This window comes from Streptomyces sp. OR43 (assembly GCF_008042275.1).
Classification (GTDB): Bacteria; Actinomycetota; Actinomycetes; order Streptomycetales; family Streptomycetaceae; genus Streptomyces.
The window spans coordinates 3,045,239-3,068,043 of the sequence record NZ_RDBK01000043.1 but is presented as its reverse complement, the minus strand read 5'-3'; the positions used below and the strand labels follow the sequence as shown (position 1 = coordinate 3,068,043).

The window sequence follows — 22,805 nt, the reverse complement described above, 5'->3', positions numbered from 1 at the left end:
GCCGAGACCGGCGCCGTCCGCGCTCTGCTCACCCGCCTCGAAGAGCGACGGGTCGCCGAGGCGGGTGTTGAGCTCGCCCATCCGTACGGACGACATGCCGATGCCCTCGTCCTGCACGGAGAGCATCACCTCGCCGGTCTCCAGCAGCCAGCCGGAGAGCTGGACACGGGAGTCCGGCGGGGAGAACGAGGTGGCGTTCTCCAGGAGTTCGGCGACGAGGTGGCTGAGGTCGTCGGCGGCGAACCCGGCGATCTGGGCGTGCGGCGGCAGGGACTGGATGGTGACCCGCTCGTACCGCTCGATCTCGCTGACGGCGGCGCGCGCCACGTCGACCAGCGGGATCGGTCCGGGGTGGCCGTGCCCGTGCTCGGCGCCCGCGAGGACCAGCATGTTCTCGCTGTGGCGGCGCATGACGGTGGCCATGTGGTCGAGCTTGAACAGCGTGCCGAGCCGCTCCGGGTCCTGCTCGCGCTCCTCCAGGGACTCGATGACGCCGAGCTGGCGTTCGACGAGGCCGAGGGTGCGCAGCGAGAGGTTGACGAAGGTGTGGTGGACGGTGTTCCTCAGCTTCTCCAGCTGCGCCGTCAGATCCGCGGTGTGGACCTGGAGTTCGGCGCGCTGGAGGGTGAGGGCCTCGCGTCCGGCGATCAGTTCGCCGCGTTCGGCCTCCAGCTTCTCGAACCGCCCGTTGAACTCGTGGAGCAGTCCGTGCAGCCGGCCGTGCAGGGCGTTGATGGAGCGGACGACCTGGGCGAACTCGTCGTTGCGGCCGGTGTAGCGGACCGGTTCGGCCGTCTCGGGCTCCGCGGCCAGGCGGCCGGCACCGATCCGCAGGACGGCGAGCGGCTGGGTGAGGGTGCGGGCCACGGCGGTGGAGACGCCGACGGCGATGAGCAGGCAGCCGCCGAGGAGCGCGATCCGCAGTTCGAGCGCGGTGACGTCGTCGTCGCGCAGTTCCCCGAGCCGCTGCACCTGGGCGGTGCCGAGCGCGGACTCGACGCCGCGCATGCGGTCGATCCGGGCGGAGAGGGCCGCCTGAAGCCTCTTGCTGCTGGTCTTCTGGTCGGACTCGGAGAGCTCGGGGCGGTCGGTGAGCCCGGCGAGGTACTTCTCCGCGTTGTTGACCTCGGGGCCGGTGACCGTGGTGGAGAGCTTGTCGCGGGCGGTGGCGCCGGCGGCCTGGTCGAAGTCGGCGAGGGCGGAGAGTTCGCCGACGCGGGACTGCTGGGCGGCTCCGCTCAGCTCGTCGCGGAGGCGGTCCTCCTTGGTCTCGCCCTCGTCCTGGGTCTGGACGGGCAGGCCGGTGAAGGGGTCGATCTGCGGCTCGGCCGGCTCCTTGCGGGGGACGGCGAGCGCGGCGAGCAGCAGCCCGCGGGTAGCGGAGGCCTGTTCGGTGGCCCGGCCGAGCGCGAGGGGGGCGCGGACGGCCTCGGCGGCGCGCGGAGAGGTGTTGTCCGCGAGTTCCTCGGCGAGGTCGTGGAGCTTGGAGATGACCTCGGTGTACGCCTGGTGGGCCTCCAGCGCCGTGCCCTTGCCGCTGATGGCGTCGCGGCGCAGGGAGGGAATGGTGGAGAGGTCGCGGCGCAGGACGGCGGAGGCCGCGTCCCGGATCTCGTCCACCTGCTGGTCGACGCGGGCGCTGCGGCTGCCCGCGGAACCGTTCGTCGCACCGGGCTTGCCCTCCCGGCCGGCGGCGATGAAGGCGGTGACCTCGTCGCGCTCGTCGGCGAGGGAGTGCGCGAGCGCGATGGCCTGCTGGTTCAGCTCCGCGAGGGTGACCAGGCGCTGTGATTCCGTCAGGTCGGAGGAGGCGCTCAGGGCCGCGGGCGCTCCCGCGGCTATGACGGTGATCCCGACGACGGCGACGCCCGCGACGAGCCGGCTGCGCACGCGCACGGTGCGCCCGCTCTCAGCCGGCGCCGACGACGCCACCCCGGAACCGCTGTGCTGGCTGCCCTTGCTCCGAGGCCGCTTCTTCTGCACCGGTGCTCGCAATCTCGACTCGTCCGCCCTTGAAGCAGAGGTGACGCTCGGTCACGTGAACGAGCGCCCCGACCCCTGGTACGGCTTCTGACCATTCCAGTGCTTATGAGAGGGGGGCGCGCATCAACCGCTCCGCCACTCGAACGAGTGAACCGCACTCCCGAGTTGGCGAACAAGTCTCCCCCCGGGGCCCTCACGGCACACCCGGACGTCCGGCTGGATCTTCGGGGCAGGCTTTGGCAGGATGCCCGCCCGCACACTTCCCGGAGTGATTCCTTCCGCTCCATGCGCCCTTCTGACCTGCTGGTACGGGCCAATCCCCGGTCGGTGCAGGCCCCGTGAAGGCATCGTGCAGACTGGCCGTATGCGCATCGAACTCGCCACCGCCGCCGGCCTCGCCGGGCGTCCGAACGAGGACTGGGCGGCCACGGTCCTGCCCGCCTCCGGCCAGGGTGGAGGGCTCGTTCTGCTCGACGGGGTGACTCCGCCACGGGATGACGACGGTTGTGCGCACTCGGTCCCGTGGTTCACGGCGCGGCTCGGTGGCGCCCTGGTCGAACTGTCGGGTTCGCGGCGGGATCTGCCCCTGCGGGAGATCCTCGCGGAGTCCATCCGGCGCACCGCCGACACGCACCGTTCCCTGTGTGACCTTTCTCACGTAAGGACGCCACAGGCAACGGTCGTGATGGTGCGTTGGGGCGAGGCGGAGATCGAGTACCTGGTGCTGTCCGACTCGGTGCTGCTGTTCGAGGCTCCGGGCGGCGCCGTCAGCGCCGTGCTGGACGACCGGCTCGACCGGCTGCCGCCGGGGTCGCTCGTCTCCGAGGCGGCCGCCGACGCGCTGCGGAACAAGGAGGGCGGCTTCTTCACGGCCGCCGCCGACCCGGCCGTCGCGGACCGCGCGGTCACCGGCCGGACGCCGCGCGCCGGGGTGCGGGCGGTCGCCGCGATGACGGACGGGGCGAGCCGCTGGACGGAGGTGTTCGGCGAGGGTGACTGGGCGGACTGCATGGGGGTGCTCCACAAGGAGGGCCCCCAGGGGCTGATCGACCGGGTCCGCGCCCTGGAGGAAGCGGACACGGAGCGTACGTACCTGCGGCGGGGCAAGCGGCACGACGACGCGACGGCGGTCTACGCGCAGTTGTGAACCGCCCTGACCGGGACGGGCGGACGGACCCTCCCGCGCGACGCCGCCCCATTGCCGGTCGGTCTCAGCTCTCGGCGCGGGCGTTCAGCTGGTGCAGCAGCCGGGCCAGCTCCGCGACCTCGGTGCGGTCCCAGTCGGCGAGCTTGCGCACATAGCGGTCGCGGCGCGCGTCCCGGACGCTGCGGAAGCGGGCGAGGCCCTCGTCCGTGAGGTGGACGAGGGAGGCCCGCCCGTCGGCCGGGTCGGGCTCGCGGGCCACCAGGCCGAGGTCCTCCAGGGCGCGCAGTTGACGGCTCATGGTGGCTTTGCCGACGCCGAAGTAGGAGGCGAGGTCGGTGGCCCGCTGACGGCCGGCCGATTCCAGGCGTACGAAGAGTCCGTAGGCCGCCGCCTCCAGTTCGGGGTGCACCTCGCGCGCCATCTCACCGGAGTTGGCCCGGGCACGGCGCAGGAAGACCGCCAACTCCAGCTCCAGGGCGAGGAACTCGTGGTCCACACCACTTCCCCCGGTTGCGCCGGGTTCACTCCCGCGTTCGCTCCCGTGCACGTCAACACCCCTCATGAGCTTTCCCGCCACTGAAAGTTTCTTTCGCCGCCGGTCATCGCCGCAGCTCCACCAGTATTTCGCAGGAGTAGACCAACGGCACCGCCCAGGCCCTCTTCCGCCACCCGGGTCTACGTGCGTAGCGTCATGCATGGCATGTTCACACCATGGCATGCCGCAAGGGGTGCGTCCGTCGTGCCCCGGGTCAGCAGTTCCCCCCACCGAGGCCTCGGAGGCACGCAATGCCCGTGCACAGATCCGGCTCCACGACCGCCCGCCGCTCGCGCTTCGCCGCGGCGGGAACCCTGCTCGCAGCTCTCTCCCTCCTCGTCGCCCTGCCCGGCGCCGCCGGCGCGGCCCCCACCGCCGGGGACCCCACCGCACCCGCCCGGGGCACCGCCACGATGGGCATGGGCGTCGTCGCCCACGACGGGCAGGGCGGCCTGCCCACCACCCGCGCCGTCCAGACCGAAGGCGTGGACGTGAGCGGCCACCAGAACGCCGTGGCCTGGTCGACGCTGTGGAACAGCGGCGTCAAGTGGGCCTACGTCAAGGCCTCGGAGGGCACGTACTACACGAACGAGGACTTCGCCCAGCAGTACAACGGCTCGTACAACGTCGGGATGATCCGCGGTTCGTACCACTTCGCCACTCCGGACACGACGAGCGGCGCCACCCAGGCCAACTACTTCGTGGACCACGGCGGCGGCTGGTCCAAGGACGGCAAGACGCTGCCCGGCGTGCTCGACATCGAGTGGAACCCCTACGGCGCGCAGTGCTACGGCAAGACCGCGGCCGGGATGGTCTCCTGGATCCGCGACTTCGTGAACACGTACAAGGCGCGCACCGGACGCGACGCGGTCATCTACACCGCGACCAGCTGGTGGCAGTCCTGCACGGGCAACAACGCGAGCTTCGGCTCCACCAACCCGCTGTGGGTGGCCCGTTACAACACCACGGTCGGAACGCTCCCGGCCGGCTGGGGCTTCTACACGATCTGGCAGTACACCTCGTCCGGCCCGACGGTGGGTGACCACAACCACTTCAACGGCGCCCTCGACCGCGTACAGGCGCTGGCCAACGGCTAGGGCCTATCCGAAAGCCCCGCATCCCTTCTCCAGCCGGAGCCCGGTGACGCACGCCGTCACCGGGCTCCGCCGCGTTCTCCGTCTCCGAGCAGGCACGAAGGCTCTCGGCCGCGCTCTCCCCACCCCCCTATACATCGCGTGTATACGCGCTATGTATAGTCCTTGCAGTCCGCACATAAGTGCGATGTAAGCGATGAGGGAGTGACCCGCCTTGCCCAGTAGGACGAAGTCGATCGGTACGGGGTTGGCCGTCGCTCTTGTGACGGCGCTCACGCTGACGCTGAGCGGCTGTTCGATGGAGACCACGGCCCCCGGATCCGCCCGCGGCGACGCCGGCTCGGACGCGAAGGGCTCGTTCGGCCCGGTCGACTGCCGCAAGGCGAAGTGCATAGCCCTGACCTTCGACGCGGGCCCGGCCGAGGACACCCCCCACCTGCTGGACATCCTCAAGAAGGAGAAGGTCCACGCGACGTTCTTCCTGCTCGGCAAGAACCATGTGAAGAAGCACCCCGAAACCGTCCGCCGGATCGCGGCGGAGGGCCACGAGGTCGCCAACCACACCTGGTCGCACGAGATCCTGACGGACAAGAAGCCCGCGGAGATACGCGCCGAGCTGAAGAAGACGCAGGACGCGATCGAGGCCATCACCGGCAAGAAGCCCCGGCTGATGCGTCCGCCGCAGGGCCGCACCGACGACATCGTCTCCGGGATCAGCAAGGACCTCGGGCTCTCCCAGATCCTGTGGAACGCCACCGCCAAGGACTACTCGACGACGGACTCCGCGCTCATCAAGAAGCGGATCCTCGACCAGGCGACCAAGGACGGCATCATCCTGCTGCACGACATCTACAAGGGCACGGTGCCCGCGGTGCCCGGCATCATCGAGGAACTGAAGAAGCGCGGCTACACCTTCGTCACCGTCCCCGAACTGATGGCCCCGGCCGAGCCGGTCCCGGGCACCATCTACCGCCCCTGAGCCACCGCGCTCACGCGGAACGGCCCGCCTCCCGCGAGGGGAGGACGGGCCGCCCGTACCGGCCGTGTCCGTGGTGCCACGTCCGTCACGCCGTGACACTCACGCCGCGGCCGGGACCCTCCGCGCACTCACGCCGCGGCCGGAATCCTCCGCTCCGCCGGGGCCGAAGCCGGGGCGAGGGCGATCTCCAGGACCTGGCGGACGTCCGTGACCGGGTGGACCTCCAGCGTGTCCAGCACCTCGGCGGGGACGTCGTCCAGGTCGGCCTCGTTGCGCTGCGGGATCACCACGGTGGTGATGCCCGCGCGGTGGGCGGCGAGCAGCTTCTGCTTCAGGCCGCCGATCGGCAGGACGCGCCCGGTCAGCGACACCTCACCGGTCATGGCCACATCCGTACGGACCAGCCGTCCGGAGAGCAGCGAGGCCAGCGCGGTCGTCAGGGTGATGCCCGCGCTCGGTCCGTCCTTGGGGACCGCGCCCGCCGGGAAGTGGATGTGCACGCCCCGGTCCTTGAGGTCGGCGACCGGCAGTTCCAGCTCCGCGCCGTGCGAGCGCAGGAAGCTCAGCGCGATCTGCGCGGACTCCTTCATGACGTCGCCGAGCTGACCGGTGAGGGTCAGGCCGGACGCCCCGGTCTCCGGGTCGGCGAGCGACGCCTCCACGAAGAGCACGTCGCCCCCCGCTCCGGTCACCGCGAGCCCGGTGGCCACGCCCGGCACCGAGGTACGGCGCTCGGCCGGGTCCTGGGCGGACTCGGGGACGTGGTGCGGCCGGCCGATGAGCCCGCGCAGTTCCTCGTCGGTCACCGTGAACGGCAGCTCCCGGTCGCCGAGCTCGTGCTGGGCCGCGACCTTGCGCAGCAGCCGGGCGACGGCACGCTCCAGGTTCCGGACCCCGGCCTCCCTCGTGTACTCGCCGGCCAGCTTCCGCAGGGCCGACTCGTCGAGGGTGACCTCGTCCGGCTCCAGACCGGCCCGCTCCAGCTGGCGCGGGAGCAGGTGGTCGCGGGCGATGACGACCTTCTCGTCCTCGGTGTAGCCGTCGAGCCTGACCAGCTCCATCCGGTCGAGCAGCGCCTCCGGGATGGCTTCGAGCACGTTCGCCGTGGCCAGGAAGACGACGTCGCTGAGGTCGAGTTCGACCTCCAGGTAGTGGTCGCGGAAGGTGTGGTTCTGCGCCGGGTCGAGGACTTCGAGGAGGGCCGCGGCCGGGTCGCCCCGGAAGTCGGAGCCGACCTTGTCGATCTCGTCGAGCAGGACGACCGGGTTCATCGAGCCGGCCTCCTTGATGGCGCGGACGATGCGGCCGGGCAGCGCGCCGACGTACGTACGCCGGTGGCCGCGGATCTCCGCCTCGTCCCGGACACCGCCGAGGGCGACGCGGACGAACTTGCGGCCCATGGCGTGCGCCACGGACTCGCCGAGCGAGGTCTTGCCCACGCCGGGCGGGCCGACCAGGGCCAGCACCGCGCCGCCGCGCCGGCCGCCGACCACACCCAGCCCGCGGTCGGCACGCCGCTTGCGCACCGCGAGGTACTCGGTGATGCGCTCCTTCACGTCCTGCAGGCCCGCGTGTTCGGCGTCGAGGATCTCCCGGGCGCCCTTGATGTCGTACGCGTCCTCGGTCCGCTCGGTCCACGGCAGTTCGAGGACGGTGTCGAGCCAGGTCCTGATCCAGGGGCCCTCGGGGCTCTGGTCGGAGGCGCGTTCCAGCTTGTCGACCTCCTTGAGCGCGGCCTCGCGGACGTGCTCGGGAAGGTCGGCGGCCTCGACGCGTGCCCGGTAGTCGTCGGACTCGTCCTCCGGGTCGCCGTTGAGTTCGGAGAGCTCCTTGCGCACGGCGTCCAGCTGGCGCCGCAGCAGGAACTCGCGCTGCTGCTTGTCGACGCCCTCCTGGACGTCCTTGGCGATGGACTCGGCGACGTCCTGCTCGGCGAGGTGTTCGCCGAGCCACTGGATGGCGAGCTTCAGCCGGGCGACCGGGTCGGCGGTCTCCAGGAGCTGCACCTTCTGGGCGGTGGTCAGGAAGGGGGAGTAACCGGAGTTGTCGGCGAGGGCGGAGACGTCCTCGATCTGCTGGACGCGGTCCACGACCTGCCAGGCGCCGCGCGTCTTCAGCCAGCTGGTGGCGAGGGCCTTGTACTCCTTGACCAGTTCGGCGACGGCTCCGGGGAGAGGATCGGGGACGGTGCCGTCGACCCGGGTCCCCTCCACCCAGAGCGCGGCGCCGGGCCCGGTGGTCCCGGCCCCGATCCGTACGCGTCCACGACCGCGGATGAGGGCACCCGGGTCGCCGTCCGAGAGCCGTCCGACCTGCTCGACGGTCCCGATGACACCGATGCCGGTGTAGGTCCCGTCGATGCGCGGAACGAGCAGCACCTCGGGCTTGCCGCCACCCTCGCGAGCCGCGGCCTGCGCGGCCTCCACCGCGGCCCGGACCTCGCTGTCGGACAGGTCGAGAGGCACCACCATTCCGGGCAGCACGACCTCGTCGTCGAGCGGCAGCACGGGCAGCGTGAGCGGTGTGACCGCATTGGACTCAGTAGCCATGATCTCCCCTTCGGCAGTCAAGTTGAGTTATGCAGACTCAATGCTCCTGAGCCGCTCATTGTTCCCGCGAGCGTGTTCGCTGTGAGCGATCGCGTACGTCTGCCGCGTCATGCCCTGGTCCAACGCGGGCTCCGGGCTTCTTAGTCCCACCGCCCTCCGCCCTCGCGGGCCCGAGCGAAATCCCGTGGAACACGGAGAAGCCGCCGGACAGGATGCCTCCATGACCGATGCCGCCCGTCCTTCCCAGGCCCTGCTCGTCGTCGACATCCAGAAGGCCGGGGTGACCGGCGACCGGGCCGTGCCCGGCGCGGCCGGACTACTGGAGCGCACGGCGGAGCTGATCGCCCGCGCACGCCGGAACGGCGCACTGGTCGTGCATCTGCAGAACGACGGCGCCCCCGGCTCCGGCGACGAACCGCACACCCCCGGCTGGGCGCTCCACCTGCCGGTCCGCCCGGGCCCCACGGAGTTCGTGATCCGCAAGACGCGGGACGACGGCTTCGCGGAGACGTCGCTGGGCTCCGTCCTGAGCGCGGCAGGCGTCGACGCGGTCGCCGTCTGCGGCGTGATGTCGGAGATGTGCGTCCAGGCGACGGCCCGCACGGCGCTGGCCCAGGGCTACCGGGTCGTCCTCCCCCACGACACCCACGCCACCCAGGACATCCCGGCCGCCCCCGGAATCAGCGAGGCGGTCCCGGCGGCCGTGGTGTCACGGGTCGCGGCGTGGGCGATCAGCGGGGACGCGGAGGTCACCACCGCGTCCGCCGATGTGGTGTTCGCGGCGCCGCGGCGGCTCCCGCAGGGCAGCGTGTCGTCATGAACGGCGAGGGGGGCCGGACCGGAACGGCACGACCTCGCTCTCCGGCCGGCGGCCGGACACATCGCGATGCCACGACGGGAAGCCGCCGCCCCTGGCCGGGCTCGCAGGAATCGCGCATGAGCGGGAGTGCGTGCGCGGTGGTCAGCAGCGAACGCGGCTGACCACCGCACCCGTTCGGGGAAACCGCTGGCCCGGCGGCCGCGGCACCCGCCAGGATGGCGGGAGACAGCGACCGCCATCCACCGGAGACCATCGCCATGCACCACACCATCGGCCCCGACGCCCTCGCCCCCGTCACCCTGGACCGTCGCGAGGGGCCGTACGGGGAGGTCGTCCTGCGCAGGCGGGGCGAGGACTTCGAGATCATCGCCAACGGGTGCTTTCTGATGGACACCTCGGACGGGCGCTCCGAGCGGCTGCTGGTCGACGCGGCACTCGACGCGCTGCCCGCCGGCCGGACCGCCCCGGCGGTGCTCATCGGCGGGCTCGGCGTCGGGTTCTCGCTCGCCCGGGCCGCCGCGGAACCGAGGTGGGGGCGGATCGTCGTGGCCGAGCGGGAGCAGGCGATCGTCGACTGGCACCGGGACGGGCCGCTGGCCGGGATCTCGGGGGCGGCGCTGGCCGATCCGCGGACCGTGGTCCTGACGACAGACCTCGTCGCCCACCTCCGTACGACTACGGACCGTTACGACGCGCTGTGTCTGGACATCGACAACGGACCGGACTGGACCGTCACCGACGACAACGGAAACCTGTACTCCCCCGCAGGTCTCGCCGACTGCCACGCGCGGCTCACACCGGGCGGCGTGCTCGCGGTCTGGTCCGCGCAACCGTCCGAGGAGTTCGAACAAGCCTTGCGGAATGCCGGATTCCATGGGGTAAGGACGGAAGAAGTGGGCGTTGCCCGAGGTGTGCCCGACGTGGTCCATCTCGCAATTCGAGCAGCCGGATAACCCCCCGCCGGGTATGCGGGGCCCCGGGACGCCCGGGGGCCAAGCGCCACAAGCGCGACACTCCGCCTCCGCTGTTCCCCCGGCCCGCCCTCGCGGGCTTGCACCCTGCGTAGCCGGGAGCCCTTCGCTGCCTTTACGCTGCTGACCGATAGCGGGATCACCCACGAAATTCACGAGCGAGAACCGTACGTCCGGGGGAATGGCCTCCGTGAGAACGGGCAGGGGCGGGGCGATGGAACAGACACACACCACCCACACAGGTGTCGCGGCCACCCCGGGCGCGCAGCGCCGCGTGCTGGTGGTCGAGGACGACGCGACGATCGTCGATGCCATTGCCGCCCGGCTGCGGGCCGAGGGCTTCCTGGTGCAGACCGCGCTCGACGGTCCCGCGGCCGTGGACGCGGCCGAGGCCTGGCAGCCCGATCTGATGGTGCTCGACATCATGCTTCCCGGCTTCGACGGCCTGGAGGTCTGCCGGCGCGTGCAGGCCCAGCGCCCGGTGCCGGTACTGATGCTGACCGCCCGCGACGACGAGACCGACATGCTCGTCGGCCTCGGCGTCGGCGCGGACGACTACATGACCAAGCCGTTCTCCATGCGGGAGCTGGCGGCCCGGGTCCACGTCCTGCTGCGCCGGGTCGAGCGGGCCGCACTGGCCGCCGTGACGCCCCGCAGCGGGATACTCCGGCTCGGCGAGCTGGAGATCGACCACGCGCAGCGCCGCGTGCGGGTCCGCGCCGATGACGTGCACCTGACGCCGACCGAGTTCGACCTGCTGGTCTGCCTGGCCAACACCCCGCGCGCGGTCCTCTCCCGGGAGCAGCTGCTGGCGGAGGTCTGGGACTGGGCGGACGCCTCGGGCACCCGTACCGTCGACAGCCACATCAAGGCGCTGCGGCGGAAGATCGGCGCGGAGCGGATCCGTACCGTGCACGGTGTCGGATACGCGTTGGAGACCCCCGCGCCATGACCGCGCCCGGACCGGGGCTCCGGCCGTTCTCGATCAAGGCCAAGCTGGGCACCCTGGTCGTGGTCTCGGTGTTCATCACGACCGGGCTGATCATGGTGGCGATGCGCACGCGCACGGAGCTGCGGTTCATCACGGTCTTCTCGGTGATCGCGACCCTGCTGATCACCCAGTTCGTGGCGCACGGCCTGACCGCGCCGCTGGACGAGATGAGGGCCGTCGCCCGCTCGATCTCGCACGGCGACTACACCAGACGGGTGAGCGGCGCCGACCGGCGCGACGAGCTCGGCGACCTGGCGCAGACGATCAACCTGATGGCCGACGACCTGGCGGCCGTGGACCGGCACCGCAAGGAGCTGGTGGCGAATGTCTCACATGAGCTGCGCACGCCCATCGCGGCGCTGAGAGCCGTGCTGGAGAACGWCGTGGACGGGGTGTCCGCGGCCGATCCGGAGACGATGCGGACCGCTCTGAAGCAGACCGAGCGGCTCGGCCGGCTGGTGGAGACGCTGCTGGACCTGTCCCGGCTGGACAACGGCGTGGTCACGCTCAAGGCCGGACGGTTCGAGGTGTGGCCCTATCTGTCGGGCGTCCTCAAGGAGGCGAACCTCGCCGCCGCGCACCGCCGGCTGTCCTCGGGCTCCGGCAACCACTCCCGTACGGACGTACATCTGCACCTGGACGTGTCGCCACCGGAGCTGACCGCGCACGCGGACGCCGAGCGGCTGCACCAGGTGGTGGCCAACCTGATCGACAACGCCGTGAAGCACAGCCCGCCGCACGGCCGGGTCACCGTACGCGCCCGGCGCGGCGCGCAGCCCGAGTCGCTGCACCTGGAGGTCGTGGACGAGGGTCCCGGCATCCCTGAGTCCGAGCGCCACCGGGTCTTCGAGCGGTTCAACCGGGGCGAGGAGCCCTCTCCGCACGGTCCGGGAAGCGACGGCGGTACGGGCCTGGGCCTGGCGATCGCCCGCTGGGCGGTGGATCTGCACGGCGGCCGGATCGGTGTGGCCGAATCCGCTCGCGGCTGCCGCATACGCGTCACTCTTCCGGGGATCCATCAGCCGCGAGGTTGACATAGGGTTCGAACCGGAAGGGCACGTTCTACGTGTTCTGTTCAAGGGGTACGGTCCAAGGGGCCGTAACTACGGCCTCGCGTACCCGGAGTGAAGCGGAACCAAGCTTGTTTCCCGCCATTTCCTGCCCCGAAACCCGACTTTCGATGTGACTTGCACGACGAAGACCGGCCCGGCCTGCATGGAACGGCCGGGGAGGCGTAGCCTTGATTTCCGCTGTCCATCACCTTGTGAAGCGGAAGAGGGCGGTTGCCGCCGTGTCGTCTCAGTCCCCCAGTAACTCGAGCATCTCCACCGACCAAGCCAGCCCGGGTACGAACCCGGCTGCCGCTTTTGGCCCCAATGAGTGGCTCGTCGACGAGATCTACCAGCAGTACCTCCAGGATCCCAGTTCGGTCGATCGCGCCTGGTGGGACTTCTTCGCCGACTACAAGCCGGGTACGTCCGGCACGGCGGACAAGCCCGTTCCCGGCGCCGCAGCCGCGGGGGCTGCGGTGCCCGCGGCCCCGGCCGCCGACAACACCGCTCCGGCCGCGCCCGCGCAGCCCGCGGTCCAGGCTCCGGCTCCGGCGAAGGCCGCACCGGCCGCCGCTCCGGCCCCGGCCAAGGCGGCGCCCGCCGCCGCGCCCGCACCGGCGAAGGCCGCACCGGCTCCGGCCGCGAAGGCTCCCGCCGCCCCGGCCACCGAGGCCCCGGCCGGTCCGGAGTACGTGACGCTGCGCGGCCCCTCCGCCGCTGTCGCGAAGAACATGAACGCCTCGCTGGAGCTGCCGACGGCCACGTCCGTCCGTGCCGTCCCGGTGAAGCTGCTCTTCGACAACCGCATCGTCATCAACAACCACCTCAAGCGCGCCCGCGGCGGGAAGATCTCCTTCACGCACCTCATCGGGTACGCGATGGTGCAGGCCCTCAAGGCCATGCCGGCGATGAACTACTCCTTCGCCCAGAAGGACGGCAAGCCGACCCTGGTGAAGCCGGAGCACGTCAACCTCGGCCTCGCCATCGACCTGGTGAAGCCGAACGGCGACCGCCAGCTGGTCGTCGCGGCCATCAAGAAGGCCGAGACGCTCAACTTCTTCGAGTTCTGGCAGGCCTACGAGGACATCGTCCGCCGGGCCCGCAACGGCAAGCTCGGCATGGACGACTTCACCGGCGTCACCGCCTCGCTGACCAACCCCGGCGGTATCGGCACCGTTCACTCGGTGCCCCGCCTGATGCCCGGACAGGGCCTCATCATGGGCGTCGGCGCGATGGACTACCCGGCCGAGTTCCAGGGCACGTCGCAGGACACCCTGAACAAGCTGGGCATCTCCAAGGTCATGACGCTGACCTCGACGTACGACCACCGGGTCATCCAGGGAGCCGCCTCCGGCGAGTTCCTGCGGATCCTCTCCCAGCTGCTGCTCGGCGAGAACGAGTTCTACGACGAGATCTTCAAGGCGCTGCGCATCCCCTACGAGCCGGTCCGCTGGCTCAAGGACATCGACGCCTCGCACGACGACGACGTCACCAAGGCCGCACGGGTCTTCGAGCTGATCCACTCCTACCGGGTCCGCGGCCACGTCATGGCCGACACCGACCCGCTGGAGTACCGCCAGCGCAAGCACCCCGACCTGGACATCACCGAGCACGGCCTCACCCTGTGGGACCTGGAGCGGGACTTCGCCGTCGGCGGCTTCGCCGGGCAGACCCTGATGAAGCTCCGCGACATCCTCGGTGTGCTGCGCGAGTCGTACTGCCGCACCACCGGCATCGAGTTCATGCACATCCAGGACCCGAAGGAGCGCAAGTGGCTCCAGGACCGGGTGGAGCGTCCGCGCCCCGCTCCGGAGCGCGAGGAGCAGCTGCGGATCCTGCGCCGGCTCAACGCCGCCGAGGCGTTCGAGACGTTCCTGCAGACCAAGTACGTCGGCCAGAAGCGGTTCTCGCTGGAGGGCGGCGAGTCCGTCATCCCGCTGCTCGACGCGGTCATCGACTCCGCGGCCGAGGCACGCCTCGACGAGGTCGTCATCGGCATGGCCCACCGCGGCCGGCTGAACGTGCTGGCGAACATCGTCGGCAAGTCGTACGCGCAGATCTTCCGGGAGTTCGAGGGCAATCTCGACCCCCGGTCAATGCACGGCTCCGGCGACGTCAAGTACCACCTGGGCGCCGAGGGCACCTTCACCGGTCTGGACGGCGAGCAGATCAAGGTCTCGCTGGCCGCCAACCCCTCGCACCTGGAGGCGGTCGACCCGGTCCTGGAGGGCATCGCCCGCGCCAAGCAGGACATCATCAACAAGGGCGGCACGGACTTCACCGTCCTGCCCGTCGCGCTCCACGGGGACGCGGCCTTCGCGGGCCAGGGCGTCGTCGCCGAGACGCTCAACATGTCGCAGCTGCGCGGCTACCGCACCGGCGGCACCGTGCACGTGGTGATCAACAACCAGGTCGGCTTCACCGCCGCCCCGGAGTCCTCGCGCTCCTCCATGTACGCCACCGACGTGGCGCGCATGATCGAGGCGCCGATCATCCACGTCAACGGTGACGACCCGGAGGCCGTGGTCCGCGTCGCGCGGCTCGCCTTCGAGTACCGGCAGACGTTCAACAAGGACGTCGTCATCGACCTCATCTGCTACCGCCGCCGCGGTCACAACGAGGGCGACAACCCGGAGTTCACCAACCCGCAGATGTACACGCTGATCGACAAGAAGCGCTCGGTGCGCAAGCTCTACACCGAGTCCCTCATCGGTCGCGGCGACATCACGCTGGAGGAGGCCGAGCAGGCGCTCCAGGACTTCCAGGGCCAGCTGGAGAAGGTGTTCGCGGAGGTCCGCGAGGCCACCTCGGCACCGTCCCAGCCGCATGTCCCGGACGTCCAGGCCGAGTTCCCGGTGGCCGTGACCACCGCGGTGTCCTCGGAGGTCGTCAAGCTGATCGCCGAGTCGCAGGTGAACATCCCCGACGGGATCACCGTCCACCCGCGTCTGATGCCGCAGATGCAGCGCCGTGCCGCCTCGGTGGACAACGGCACCATCGACTGGGGCATGGGCGAGACGCTGGCCATCGGATCTCTGCTGATGGAGGGCACCCCGGTCCGGCTCGCCGGCCAGGACACCCGCCGCGGCACGTTCGGCCAGCGCCACGCGGTCCTCGTCGACCAGAAGACCGGCGAGGACTACACCCCGCTGCTCTACCTCTCCGAGGACCAGGCCCGCTACAACGTCTACGACTCGCTGCTCAGCGAGTACGCGGCGATGGGCTTCGAGTACGGCTACTCGCTGGCCCGCCCGGAGTCGCTGGTCATCTGGGAGGCCCAGTTCGGTGACTTCGTCAACGGCGCGCAGACCGTCGTGGACGAGTTCATCTCCTCGGCCGAGCAGAAGTGGGGCCAGACCTCCGGCGTCACGCTGCTGCTGCCGCACGGCTACGAGGGCCAGGGCCCGGACCACTCGTCCGCCCGCCCGGAGCGCTTCCTCCAGATGTGCGCGCAGGACAACATGACGGTCGCCATGCCGACGCTGCCGTCGAACTACTTCCACCTCCTGCGGTGGCAGGTGCACAACCCGCACCACAAGCCGCTGATCGTCTTCACCCCGAAGTCGATGCTCCGCCTCAAGGCGGCGGCGTCGAAGGTGGAGGAGTTCACCACCGGCGGCTTCCGCCCGGTGATCGGCGACGACTCGGTCGACCCGAACGCGGTCCGCAAGGTCGTCTTCTGCGCCGGCAAGGTCTACTACGACCTGGAGGCCGAGCGCGAGAAGCGCGGCGTCACGGACACCGCGATCATCCGGCTCGAGCGCCTGTACCCGCTGCCGGGTGCGGAGCTCCAGGCGGAGATCGCCAAGTACCCGAACGCCGAGAAGTACCTGTGGGCCCAGGAGGAGCCGGCCAACCAGGGCGCATGGCCGTTCATCGCCCTGAACCTGATCGACCACCTGGACCTGGCCGTCGGCGCCGACGTCCCGCACGGTGAGCGCCTGCGCCGCATCTCGCGGCCGCGCGGCTCGTCCCCGGCGGTCGGCTCGGCCAAGCGCCACCAGGCCGAGCAGGCTCAGCTGGTCGCGGAGGTCTTCGAGGCCTGACCGGTCGCTGTACCCGTACGGAACGAGGGCCCGGCTTCGCGAGTTGATCGCGGGGGCGGGCCTTCGGCGTGTGCGGCCGGGCGCGGCAGCGCTCAGGTGATGAGCGGTTCGAACGGCCAGAAGAACTCCGCGTCGGTGTCCGTCGGTACGGTCGCGATCGCCCGGTAGCAGGCGGCGGACAACGGGTGCCGGGAGCCGAGCGTCTCGTTGGCCCGCTCGCAGCTCGCCCGCCCGAGCTCGCGTGCGGCACCCGGCCGGCCCGTCCGGGTGCGCATCAGCACCGCGTTCAGCGCGCACCCGATGGCCCAGGGGTGGTCCTCGCCGACTGCCCCGGCCATCAGGGTGCGGGCCCGCTCGGTCTCGTAGTGTGCCGCCTCCCGGTCGCCGAGGACCCACCGCATCACCGCCGCGTTGCCCTCGACGCCGATCGTGTACGGGTGCCGGTCGCCCAGCATCCGCCGGTAGCCGGTCACCACCTGTTCGTGCAGGTCCAGGGCCTGCTGCGGTTCACCGGCCTGCCTCTCCGCCGTGGCGGCGGCCATGGTGATCAGGAGAGTGAGGGGGTCGTGCTCGCCCAGGAGCCGCAGCGCGCTCTGCCTGGTCGCGGCAAGCGCCGGAAGCGCGGACACCGCTCCCTCCAGCGCGTACTGACAGAGCGTCAGATGGTATTGGGCGCGCAGCGTCTGCGGGTTGTTGCTGCCCATCCCCCGCAGATGACGGCCGACCGTCTCGCGCAGGGCTAGCTCCGCCTCCCGGTGCCGGCCGAGCAGCCGCAGGTCCATGGCGAGGTTGATCTCCGAATAGAGGGTCGGCGGCGCGTTCGGCGCCAGGACACTCCGGCGCAGGGCCAGGGTGCGCTCGTCCTGTTCCCGCGCCTCCTCGTACCGGCCGAGCAGTCGCAGCGACACGGCGAGGTTGTTCTCCGCGTTGAGCGTGCGGGGGTCCTCGGGTCCGAGCAGCCGCCGGTCGCGTTCCAGGATCGAGACGGAGAGGTCCAGCGCCTCCCGGTAGCGGCCGAGGCCCCGCAGATCGGCGGCGAGGCCGCCGGCCGCCCGCAGATGGTCGAGGTCCATGTCGCCGCGCTCGGCGGCCAGGAAGTCGGCGGTGACGCGTTCGACGCGCTCGCTGCCCCGGTAGTCACCGAGGGCCCGCAGCAGGTTGGCGTAGTGGTGGCGCAGGGCCCAGATGCGGGGGTCGGCGGGCCCGAGCAGCGTCTCCCAGGACTCCGTCGCGGGACGGGCGAGCCGGATGCCGCTGCCGTACTCCCCCGAGAGGTACATGTAACGGAGGCAGTTGAGGATGAGCTGGTGCACCTGCGGATCCGCGCTGTCCAGGACCCCCGCCCATTCGAGGTGGGGGGTGAGCGCGGCGTAGGCGGGCCAGTGCCGGATCTCCGACGGGTCACCGGGATCGGCGGCGGCGAGAGCGCGGCAGGCGGCATCGGCGCATGCCTGCCGGTCCTGTTCCGGCATGTCCTTGCGGACGATCTGGTGGACCATGCGGTGCAGATGGATCGACTCACCGGAGGACGCGTCCGTCTCCACACGGACCACCGAGTAGCGGCGCAACTGGCCGATCGCCCGTTCCCAGGTCTGCGGGTCATCCAGCGGTCCCGTCGCCTGTCCCGGCCGTTCCCCGGGCGGCACGGTTCTCAGCAGTCGTACGGGGATGGAGCCGGGCGCGAAGAAGCTGCACAGGCGGAGCAGGTCGAGGGACTCGGGGACGGTGTCGCGGAGTTTGTTCAGCAGGATCGACCAGGCGGTCCGGAAGGCGAGGGGGAAGTCCGCGGAGACCCTGATGACGTCCTGGTCGATGCCCCCGGCGAGCAGGTCGATGTACTCCTCGACCGGCATGTCCGAGTCGTTGAGCCACCCCGCCGTCTGGTCGAGCAGCACCGGCAGGTCCTCCAGTGCCCCTGCCAGCCGCCCCGCCTCGGTGTGCGTCAGCCGGGGGGCGCGGCGGAGGAGGAAGGCGACCGACTCCTCGCGCTCGTAGACCGGCACCTCGACCAGGTTGCTGTGGTGCTCCCCCCACTCGGGATTGCGCGAGGTGATCAGGACGTGTCCGGGGCCGGTCGGCACCAGGTCCCGGATCTGGTCGGGTTCGTCCGCACCGTCCACGATCAGCAGCCACCGTCGGTACGGCTCGCCACGGCGCAGCGCGTCACGGACCGCGCGCAGCCGTTCGCCGTACTCCGCCCCGGTGGGCAGAGCCAGCTCGGGGGCCAGTTCGGCGAGTCTCTGCCGGTAGAGCGCGCGCCGGTCGCCGGGCACCCACCACACCACGTCGTACTCGGAGCCGAAGCGGTAGACGTACTCGGCGGCCAGTTGCGTCTTGCCGACGCCCGGCAGCCCGTGCAGGGTGACGACGGCGGCGTCGGCCCGAGCGTTCTCCAGCGTGTCGAACACGACGGAAAGGAGCTCCTCGCGCCCGGTGAAGCGCACGTTGCGGCGTGGGACCCCACCCCACACCTGCGGCACCTTGCCCGGGAAGCGGGGACCCGCAAGGGCCTCGGTCTCCTCGGGCAGGGGGGTCGTGGGCAGACCCAGCCGCTCCAGCAGCCGTCGCTCCCCCTCCTGCGCGCCGACGCCCGTGAGGTCCGCCGCGTCGAGGAGCGAGGTGGCGCCGGGCAGCGGCCCGGTGGTGACCGACACCGCGGCGAACCGGTCCGGGGCGGGCGCGACGACCTCCCGCAGCGCCCTGTCCCACTCCTCGTGGCTGCGCGGGCCCAGCTGGAAGTACCACTCGCTGAACAGGAGCAGGGCCCGCCCCGGAACGAGCGTGAGGTCGCGGAGGGCTTCCGCCAGCGGCAGCTCGGTCGGCGGGTCCCAGCGCTGGTGGCTCACGTTCACCCCGCGCCGCTCCAGCCGGTCCACGATCCACGCCGCCCAGGCCCGGTTGAACCCGGCGAAACTCACGGTGATGCTGGAGTCCGGCGCATCGGCGGTGGCATCGGCGCCGCGCGGGTCGAGACGCGGACCGGGCGGGCCGAAGGCGTCGGTCCGCCCGGGCGGACCGGCTCTCCCGGGCAGGTCGGCGAAGCGGTCGGCCGGAGCCGGGGCCGGAGCCGACTCCGTGATGGAGCACGGCAGTTCGGCCTTGCGGATCGCCGCGCCCCACTGGTTGAAGACGGTCAGCCTCAGCACACCGTCGCCGGCGGAGGAGCCCGCGGTGACGAGGAACGTCGCCGGGCCGTACGTCCCTCCGAAGCGGTGCATGATGACGTCCGGGTCGTCGAGCACCTCGCAGACGAAGTGAGGTGCTCCGTCCAGGGTGACGCTGAAGGCCAGTTCCTCCTCCTCGTACGGCCACGCGTCACCGTCCGTCTCCCCCCGGTCGTCGAGCGGGCCACGCAGGTCGACGCTGACGGCCTGGACGAGGCCGGGTTCGACCTCGGGCAGCCAGCCCACGACGGGCTCGATCAGCAAGGGGCGTTCGTCCCGGGTCATGACGCGTCCGCCTCGGCCGGGCCCGGACCGTCGTGGGGGCGCCCGGTGAGGCGCACGGTGCTGAACGGGTGCCCGTAGTACTGGAACATCAGGCTGTACAGCAGCCGCAGCACGTTCCGCTGGCCCACGACGTCGAACGTGCCGTCGTCCCCGACCAGCATCGGCACACCGCCCCCTGCGGTAAACGTCTCGTGGACCTCGGCCCGGAACGCACGCAGTGCCCGGGCGACCGGCCTGTCGGGGTCCTCGGTCACGGTGTCGACGATCTGCCGGATCATGATGCGGGCCTCGGCGTCACCCACCTCGCCGGCCGAGACGATGCAGCCGCCCGCGCCCTTGTCGAGGAAGATCTGGGTGAAGCCCCGCAGTCCCTGCATGCCGTCCCCGCTGTAGTCGAGGAAGCGCCCCGAGTGGCAGGCGTTGAGGCAGACCAGTGAGGCGTCCTGGCGCAGGCGGCGCATACCGAGCCGCTGGTAGTCCGCCCACGTCGCACCGGCCAGGGTGAGCTTGCTGAGCTGATCGTCGAACGTGCCGTGACATCCCATGTACACCAGGCCGGTCCGCTGTGCTTCGCCGTCGTCGAGGTGACGGAGGAAGGCCCCGATACCGAAGTGCGGGCGGTGATCGTAGCCCTGGAAGAACTCCTGGTCGCCGGCCATGTCGGCGTGGAAGAAGCCCAGTACCGCGCCCCTCGGCGCAACCGCCCGGTCCGGGAACCCGCCCAGCCAGCGCGCCACGTCGACGAGCGCGCCCAGAGGTCCTTCGCGGAGCCCGGCGTCCGGGACCGCCGGCAGCACGAGCGCCTCCCAGGGCAGATCGAATCCCGTCTGGTCGAGGACGACGATCTGCAGGGCGTCACCGTGAGCCCGTCGGCACCGGTTGATCCACTCCGTCAGCAGATACTGGTATCCCGACCAGCGCTCGATGGACTTGAAGAGTTCGGACGGAGGGGCACCGCCCTGCCGGGCCCGGCCGAGGTTGACGTCGACCGGGCGCAGGAATCCGTTGCCCGTGGTGTACGGCAGCGTCTCCACACCGTCGCACCAGGCCCGGACCCCGAAGGCCTCCGGGCCGCCCGGGTCGTCCCTGCGGTGGCGCACGACGAGGATGCGGGCGTACGTGGTGTCCGGCGCCCGGCCGGCGTGAGCGGGGGCGGGCCCGAGCCGCCGTGGCTCCGCCGTGCGCGCCCTGTCCGGTACCGGGGTCCGCTGCCCGGGCAGCGCCTGAGCGGCCGACGCGACCATGCTGCGGATCAGCCGCAGGCGGTCCTCACCCATGGCCGGCCACCCGCGGGTCCCGCTCCGCCCGGCCCGGGACGACTCCGCAGCCGAGAGCCTCCGCCAGGGTGGCCGGCAGCCGGGTGTGCGGATGCCCGCCCGGGTCGACGACCACGCAGTGCAGCCGGCTCCGGCCCAGGGCGCGGATGCGAGCGGCCACGGCCAGGGCGTCGTCGACGCCTACCCGTTGGACCGGGCCCCGGCCACGCACGCCGGAGCGGCTCACGGACAGCGGTACGTTGCCCCTGCCGTCGCTGACCACGACCAGCAACGCTTCGACGAGCCCGGCGCGGTGGTGACGGAAGGTGCGCCGGAGCGCGTGCGCGGCCCGGTCGAGGCCGTGTGCGAGCGGGGTGGCCCGGCCGGGCGGACGGGCCAGCGCGGCCGCGATCCGGGGGTCCCGGGTGGAGCGTGCCGTGAACGCGCCGGCCCGCAGCTCGTTCGTCTCCCCCGCGCCTCCGACCTCGACGACCTGGACGGATGCCCGGGTGACGTAGGCCCATTGCAGGAACGGTTCGAGCGTGGTGTGCCAGTCCCAGTCCCCGCGACACGTGTGGTCGAGCACCAGGGTGAGCATCCGGACCGGTTCGGGCGCCCGGACATAGCCGCGCAGATCCTGCGGGACGATCACCAATGGTCCCGCGCCGCCGCCCCGGACGCCCCGGTATTTCGCGGCTTCCATCGCGGTACGTACCGGGGCCAGGTCCCACAGGTCGCGGGCGCGCCGTACCCCGACGACCGGGCCCCGCGAGGCGCGGGCGCCCGCCGGGCGCCGGGTGGGTGTCCGGAGCGTACCCCCCTCCGGCCCCGGCCCCGCGGTGTCCTCCGGGTACGGGGACGCCGAGAGCGGCCGCTCCCCGCCCGTCGGAGCGGGGCCGAGCGGTACTTCCGCTTCCGGGTCGTGTACCGGAACGCCGGTGTCGGTGCCCGGTTCCGGGGTGTGCCGCGCATCGGGCCGGGGCAGGTTCCGGCCGGGCTCCGGGAAGACGGGCGTATCCGGGTCCACAGGCTCTTCGGGGGGTGTCTCCGGACGGTGGGCGGTGTGCAGGCGGATCAGCCGGGCGGCCCGGCCGACGTGGTCGGCGGTGGCCGTGAGCGGGCCGCCGGAGGGCACACCGTCGGCAGCCCCCGCCTGCCCGGCACCATCCAGCAGGGCAAGGGCGCGGGCGATGCGGGCCAGGGCGAGCGCCCGGCGGTGTCCGGTGTCCTCCCGGTCCTCCAGGTGTTCCAGCACGGCCGGGGCGAACTCTTCGGCGAGCGTGACGCGGGGGCGCGGGGTCGCCGGGTCCAGGGCCGTGGCCCAGGCGGCGGGGAGCACTCCGAGTGGGTCGGCGCCCCGGCGCGGCCGCAGTCCCGGGGTGGCGAGGCGTACGGGGAAGCGGTCCAGCAGGTGCGGGGAGAGCAGTTCGGCGTCCTCGGCCCGGCAGCAGGCCAGCCATCGGGCGCGGGGCCGCCAGCGGTGCCGGATGCCGGAGTGTTCGAGGGTGGCGGTGTCCGCGCCGAGCAGCTGAACGGCCGCCCGCATGCCCGGGATACTGAGCCGGGCCAGATCGGGCACGACGACGAGCCGGGGGTCGTTGTCCGTCTCGGCGAGGGGCCCGGGGCCGAAGGTGAACTCGACGCCTCTCGGTCCGCGGTGCACACGGGGCCGTATCCACAGATCCTCGTCGACCGTGGCCGCGTCGAGCACCGTCCGTGGCACGGTGCTGCCCGGGGCATGACCGGCGGCCCGGCCGAGCACCTGGGCGAACACCCCGGTGACGGCGGTCAGATGCTCAGGAGGAAGGTCGAAGAGGAGGACGCCGCCGAGGGACGGTTCGAGGGTGGCGCAGACGAGAGCGGCCAGCAGCCGGCGGGAGACGTCGTCCGGCTCCCGGGATTCCTCGGCCTGCTCGGGACGGGCGGACATCCG

The 22,805-nt window shown here is 71.6% G+C and carries 15 protein-coding genes; 9 read left to right on the top strand and 6 right to left on the bottom strand.

Features of this window, described 5'->3' with window-relative positions:
* The coding region (locus EAO72_RS32870; RefSeq protein ID WP_261991704.1) for a sensor histidine kinase at positions 1-1,983 on the bottom strand (1,983 nt) is incomplete at its 3' end.
* On the opposite strand from EAO72_RS32870, the gene EAO72_RS42280 reads away from it, so the two are divergent.
* Together EAO72_RS42280 and EAO72_RS32865 are read left to right on the top strand one after the other, a co-directional pair.
* Positions 1,898-2,074 carry a hypothetical protein gene (locus EAO72_RS42280; protein WP_187285299.1) on the top strand — a complete coding sequence of 59 codons (177 nt, stop codon included), beginning with the start codon at positions 1,898-1,900 and terminating at the stop codon, positions 2,072-2,074. The genes EAO72_RS32870 and EAO72_RS42280 overlap by 86 nt on opposite strands.
* Positions 2,075-2,347: 273 nt before the next feature.
* A complete protein-coding gene (locus EAO72_RS32865; RefSeq protein ID WP_148020701.1) occupies positions 2,348-3,130 on the top strand; it encodes a protein phosphatase 2C domain-containing protein in 783 nt (260 codons plus the stop codon).
* Between the two features lie 64 nt (positions 3,131-3,194).
* Here the strand turns inward: EAO72_RS32865 and EAO72_RS32860 are convergent, their stop codons facing one another.
* Complete coding sequence (locus tag EAO72_RS32860) at positions 3,195-3,692, bottom strand: MarR family winged helix-turn-helix transcriptional regulator (RefSeq protein ID WP_410090521.1); 498 nt, start codon at positions 3,690-3,692, stop codon at positions 3,195-3,197.
* Between the two features lie 224 nt (positions 3,693-3,916).
* On the opposite strand from EAO72_RS32860, the gene EAO72_RS32855 reads away from it, so the two are divergent.
* Together EAO72_RS32855 and EAO72_RS32850 are read left to right on the top strand one after the other, a co-directional pair.
* On the top strand, positions 3,917-4,762 hold the full coding sequence (locus tag EAO72_RS32855; protein ID WP_148020700.1) for a lysozyme: 846 nt from the start codon (positions 3,917-3,919) through the stop codon (positions 4,760-4,762).
* 295 nt (positions 4,763-5,057) lie between these two features.
* Positions 5,058-5,738, top strand: a complete 681-nt coding sequence (locus tag EAO72_RS32850) for a polysaccharide deacetylase family protein (protein ID WP_187285410.1) — start codon at positions 5,058-5,060, stop codon at positions 5,736-5,738.
* 128 nt (positions 5,739-5,866) lie between these two features.
* Here EAO72_RS32850 and lon read toward each other — a convergent pair whose 3' ends face one another.
* The gene (lon, locus tag EAO72_RS32845) at positions 5,867-8,287 is read right to left on the bottom strand and encodes an endopeptidase La (RefSeq protein WP_148020699.1); all 2,421 of its coding nucleotides are present in this window, start codon (positions 8,285-8,287) and stop codon (positions 5,867-5,869) included.
* 220 nt (positions 8,288-8,507) lie between these two features.
* On the opposite strand from lon, the gene EAO72_RS32840 reads away from it, so the two are divergent.
* The 5 genes from EAO72_RS32840 to EAO72_RS32815 all read left to right on the top strand — a co-directional run bounded on the left by EAO72_RS32840 (position 8,508) and on the right by EAO72_RS32815 (position 16,167).
* Positions 8,508-9,107 carry an isochorismatase family protein gene (locus EAO72_RS32840; RefSeq protein ID WP_148020698.1) on the top strand — a complete coding sequence of 200 codons (600 nt, stop codon included), beginning with the start codon at positions 8,508-8,510 and terminating at the stop codon, positions 9,105-9,107.
* Between the two features lie 257 nt (positions 9,108-9,364).
* Positions 9,365-10,060 carry a spermidine synthase family protein gene (locus EAO72_RS32835; RefSeq protein ID WP_148022173.1) on the top strand — a complete coding sequence of 232 codons (696 nt, stop codon included), beginning with the start codon at positions 9,365-9,367 and terminating at the stop codon, positions 10,058-10,060.
* Positions 10,061-10,292: 232 nt separating this feature from the next.
* Positions 10,293-11,030 carry a response regulator transcription factor gene (locus tag EAO72_RS32830; protein ID WP_148020697.1) on the top strand — a complete coding sequence of 246 codons (738 nt, stop codon included), beginning with the start codon at positions 10,293-10,295 and terminating at the stop codon, positions 11,028-11,030.
* The gene (locus tag EAO72_RS32825; RefSeq protein ID WP_148020696.1) at positions 11,027-12,103 is read left to right on the top strand and encodes a HAMP domain-containing sensor histidine kinase; all 1,077 of its coding nucleotides are present in this window, start codon (positions 11,027-11,029) and stop codon (positions 12,101-12,103) included. Before EAO72_RS32830 ends, EAO72_RS32825 begins: the two co-directional genes overlap by 4 nt.
* 257 nt (positions 12,104-12,360) lie before the next feature.
* Positions 12,361-16,167 carry a multifunctional oxoglutarate decarboxylase/oxoglutarate dehydrogenase thiamine pyrophosphate-binding subunit/dihydrolipoyllysine-residue succinyltransferase subunit gene (locus tag EAO72_RS32815; protein ID WP_148020694.1) on the top strand — a complete coding sequence of 1,269 codons (3,807 nt, stop codon included), beginning with the start codon at positions 12,361-12,363 and terminating at the stop codon, positions 16,165-16,167.
* A 92-nt stretch (positions 16,168-16,259) separates the two neighbouring features.
* Here EAO72_RS32815 and fxsT read toward each other — a convergent pair whose 3' ends face one another.
* From fxsT to EAO72_RS32800, 3 genes are read right to left on the bottom strand one after another with little or no spacing between them, the layout of a single operon-like run.
* A complete protein-coding gene (gene fxsT, locus EAO72_RS32810; RefSeq protein WP_148020693.1) occupies positions 16,260-19,616 on the bottom strand; it encodes an FxSxx-COOH system tetratricopeptide repeat protein in 3,357 nt (1,118 codons plus the stop codon).
* Entirely contained in the window at positions 19,613-20,893 is a 1,281-nt protein-coding gene (locus tag EAO72_RS32805; RefSeq protein WP_148020692.1) for a CHAT domain-containing protein, read from the bottom strand. Before EAO72_RS32805 ends, fxsT begins: the two co-directional genes overlap by 4 nt.
* Positions 20,886-22,802 carry a hypothetical protein gene (locus EAO72_RS32800; RefSeq protein WP_148020691.1) on the bottom strand — a complete coding sequence of 639 codons (1,917 nt, stop codon included), beginning with the start codon at positions 22,800-22,802 and terminating at the stop codon, positions 20,886-20,888. The genes EAO72_RS32805 and EAO72_RS32800 overlap by 8 nt, the downstream gene beginning before the upstream one ends.
* Positions 22,803-22,805 lie beyond the last annotated feature (3 nt).

Bases quoted from the DNA above. Each gene is read 5' to 3' on its own strand.
- EAO72_RS32865 (WP_148020701.1), top strand. From the start codon at position 2,348: ATGCGCATCGAACTCGCCACCGCCGCCGGCCTCGCCGGGCGTCCGAAC.
- EAO72_RS32860 (WP_410090521.1), bottom strand. From the start codon at position 3,692: ATGAGGGGTGTTGACGTGCACGGGAGCGAACGCGGGAGTGAACCCGGC.
- EAO72_RS32855 (WP_148020700.1), top strand. From the start codon at position 3,917: ATGCCCGTGCACAGATCCGGCTCCACGACCGCCCGCCGCTCGCGCTTC.
- EAO72_RS32850 (WP_187285410.1), top strand. From the start codon at position 5,058: ATGGAGACCACGGCCCCCGGATCCGCCCGCGGCGACGCCGGCTCGGAC.
- lon (WP_148020699.1), bottom strand. From the start codon at position 8,287: ATGGCTACTGAGTCCAATGCGGTCACACCGCTCACGCTGCCCGTGCTG.
- EAO72_RS32840 (WP_148020698.1), top strand. From the start codon at position 8,508: ATGACCGATGCCGCCCGTCCTTCCCAGGCCCTGCTCGTCGTCGACATC.
- EAO72_RS32835 (WP_148022173.1), top strand. From the start codon at position 9,365: ATGCACCACACCATCGGCCCCGACGCCCTCGCCCCCGTCACCCTGGAC.
- EAO72_RS32830 (WP_148020697.1), top strand. From the start codon at position 10,293: ATGGAACAGACACACACCACCCACACAGGTGTCGCGGCCACCCCGGGC.
- fxsT (WP_148020693.1), bottom strand. From the start codon at position 19,616: ATGACCCGGGACGAACGCCCCTTGCTGATCGAGCCCGTCGTGGGCTGG.
- EAO72_RS32805 (WP_148020692.1), bottom strand. From the start codon at position 20,893: ATGGGTGAGGACCGCCTGCGGCTGATCCGCAGCATGGTCGCGTCGGCC.
- EAO72_RS32800 (WP_148020691.1), bottom strand. From the start codon at position 22,802: ATGTCCGCCCGTCCCGAGCAGGCCGAGGAATCCCGGGAGCCGGACGAC.